Source organism: Aurantiacibacter odishensis (genome assembly GCF_003605195.1).
Lineage (GTDB): Bacteria > Pseudomonadota > Alphaproteobacteria > Sphingomonadales > Sphingomonadaceae > Alteraurantiacibacter > Alteraurantiacibacter odishensis.
Genome location: NZ_QYOS01000003.1, coordinates 1 through 2,626 on the forward strand (window position 1 = coordinate 1; position 2,626 = coordinate 2,626).

The window sequence follows — 2,626 nt, forward strand, 5'->3', positions numbered from 1 at the left end:
GCGCAAGCAACCCTCGCATCATATATGCCAACTTGTACGGTTATGGGAAAACCGGTCCATATGCAGACTATCCCGCCTATGACGATATCGTCCAGGCTGCGTCGGGCATCGTTTCGCTGCAGGCCGCCCTATCAGGCGGAGAGCCCACCTACCTGGCAACAGTGGTTGCGGATAAGGTCGCGGGCCTCACCGCGGCATATGCCGTGATGGCAGCATTGTTCGAGCGAGAGCGGCATGGACATGGACAGGAGATCGAAGTCCCGATGTTCGAGACTCTGGCGTCCTTCTCGATGGTCGAACACCTTTGCGGGGCCATGTTCAACCCGCCGATCGGACCCACAGGCTATCCGCGCGCCCTTTCGCCGCAGCGGCGCCCTTATCGAACTGCCGACGGCTATATCGCTGTCATGATCTATAATGATCGGCACTGGTCGAATTTCTTCGATGCTATCGGCAACCCGGAATGGTCGAAAGACCCCATGTTCAAAAGTTTGAGAACGAGGACGCAGAATATCACGCAGGTGCTCGGCCAGTTGTCGAAAGTCCTGGAGACCCGCACTACCGAGGAATGGATGGCGGTCCTTACGCAGGCGCAATGTCCTGCCATGCCGGTACGTTCAATCGATGATCTGCTGGACGATCCACACCTGGAGCAGGTCGGCTTCTGGCACCAAGTACATTCCGCTGATGGAAACATGCGTATGCCGGGCGTTCCCGTCAGTTTTTCGCAAACACCCGGTGAACCCGGTCAGCCGGGGCCACGGTTGGGTCAGCACAGTCGCGAGATTCTGGAAGAAGCGAATTTTACGCCCGAAGAGATCGAGCGATTGGCAGGTCCACCTCAGCAAAACCGTCAGTCGGGATGAAACACGATCAGCGGCCCGGCCTCGGCCTGAAGCACTTTCGCCCTCACCTTCATCCCGATCGAAACTTCCCCGGCTGCAATACCGTCAACCCGGCTCATGAGGCGCGCGCCCTCTTCCAATTCGACCAGCGCGACGTTGTAAGGCTCGCGCGGGGGCTTAGGATACAACACCGTAACGGAATGCACTGTTCCGTGTCCGGACGCTTCGACCCATTGGGTCGCTTCGCCCAAAGCGCGAATGCGTGGAGGAAAATGACATTCCGCCGATACTGTATCGCGTTGCAGCAGTATCTTGCCTTGCCTCAAACCCTCTTCAAATTCGGCTTCGGGCGTATGGGCTTCGATGTCGTTCATGCCCTAGGATTATGGTCAAGGATGCCCCGGGTCAATCGAGGACAATGAATATGAAGGACGAATTTCCAAGAGGCGCCGCATCGATTGCGGGGCTCGCAACCTACGGGGTTGGTGAGATGCCAGGCTTCAGTTCTCTTGATCTGGCGGCCACAGCTGGACTGATGGCTTTGCAGGACGCCGACGCCAGGATTCAGGACGTGGATGCACTGTTCGGCTGTCTGCCAGACGATCTATTCGGCACTCTTTCCATGGCGGAATACTACGGCATCTCCCCTCGCTTCACGGACAATAACCGTACGGGAGGGTCCTCCTTCATCAGTCACATGATCACGGCCAGCATCATGATCGACGCTGGATACATCGACAACGCGCTGATCACTTATGGCTCCAACCAGAGAAGCAGCGGCGGGAAGCTGGCTACGCCTGCAAAGAGCAACAAATGGGAAGCCCGATATGATCCCATCTTCCCGCTCAGCAGCTATGCACTGGTTGCGGCGCGTCATATGCACGAGTTCGGCACGCGCCGGGAAGACCTCGCCGCCGTAGCCGTGGCTGCGCGGCAATGGGCCAACACCAATCCCGAGGCTTTCGCCAAGGGGCCACTATCCATCGAAGATTGTCTGGAATCTCGCATGATCAGTTCCCCGCTCACCAAGGCGGATTGCTGCCTCGTTACCGACGGGGCCGCCGCGATCTATCTGACTTCGACCAGACGGGCATCGGATCTGCCGAAACCGCCGGTGCCAATCCTAGGTGCCGCCGCTGCAACGTGGCACAACTCGATCAGCGCAATGCCCGACCTGACGGCGACTGCTGCCAGGGAATCCGGAGCGAGGGCCATGGCCATTGCAGGGGTGACGCCACAACAGATGGATACCGTTCAACTCTACGATGCCTTCACCATCAATACCCTGATCTTTCTGGAAGATCTGGGCTTTTGCGTTCGCCATCGTCGAAGCCGCTCGTCAGCTTCGTGGGGAAGCAGCCAATCAGCAGCCGGACGTCGATCTGTGCCTGGCGCACGCGAATGGTGGAACATTCTCAAGCCAAGCCACCGCGATTCTCGGTTCGCTTTCGACGATCTGAGAACTGCGGTGAGAGGGGGGCGAGAGCTGGATTGCACCTCGCCCCGAACCGCGTTCTCGCAGGCGGATTTTCGATACGAACGGTAACCGGTCGAGATAACGGCGAGCTTTCCCCTTAGCTCCACCACCTCTTCGGTTAGCTCCACCACCTCTTCGGGTTGTGCGCAGATTCCTTGAGTGTCCCTGTTACGGGACAGTCCACCTCGACTGTGGTCTTGGCAGCCTCGACCTCGGCGATCGGTTCACCTTCGGTCACGCTGTCACCCACAGCCTTCAACCACCTGACGACCTCGGCATCCTGCATTCCCATTCCGAATTGCGG

General features: G+C 58.5%; 4 protein-coding genes. 2 read left to right on the forward strand and 2 right to left on the reverse strand.

Annotated features, from left to right (window positions below):
- A partial coding sequence (locus tag D4Q51_RS00015; protein ID WP_162925062.1) for a CaiB/BaiF CoA transferase family protein occupies positions 1-866 on the forward strand: 866 nt, incomplete at its 5' end.
- On the opposite strand, the gene D4Q51_RS00020 is transcribed toward D4Q51_RS00015, so the two are convergent.
- A complete protein-coding gene (locus D4Q51_RS00020) occupies positions 854-1,219 on the reverse strand; it encodes a Zn-ribbon domain-containing OB-fold protein (protein ID WP_120075297.1) in 366 nt (121 codons plus the stop codon). The two genes, D4Q51_RS00015 and D4Q51_RS00020, sit on opposite strands and share 13 nt — an antisense overlap.
- 50 nt (positions 1,220-1,269) lie before the next feature.
- Here D4Q51_RS00020 and D4Q51_RS00025 point away from each other — a divergent pair, with 50 nt between their 5' ends.
- Positions 1,270-2,391 carry an acetyl-CoA acetyltransferase gene (locus D4Q51_RS00025; protein ID WP_338068434.1) on the forward strand — a complete coding sequence of 374 codons (1,122 nt, stop codon included), beginning with the start codon at positions 1,270-1,272 and terminating at the stop codon, positions 2,389-2,391.
- Between the two features lie 49 nt (positions 2,392-2,440).
- Here D4Q51_RS00025 and D4Q51_RS00030 read toward each other — a convergent pair.
- Positions 2,441-2,626, reverse strand: a 186-nt coding sequence (locus tag D4Q51_RS00030) for a biotin/lipoyl-containing protein (protein ID WP_120075298.1), incomplete at its 5' end; no start/stop codon positions are given.

Bases quoted from the DNA above. Each gene is read 5' to 3' on its own strand.
- D4Q51_RS00020 (WP_120075297.1), bottom strand. From the start codon at position 1,219: ATGAACGACATCGAAGCCCATACGCCCGAAGCCGAATTTGAAGAGGGT.
- D4Q51_RS00025 (WP_338068434.1), top strand. From the start codon at position 1,270: ATGAAGGACGAATTTCCAAGAGGCGCCGCATCGATTGCGGGGCTCGCA.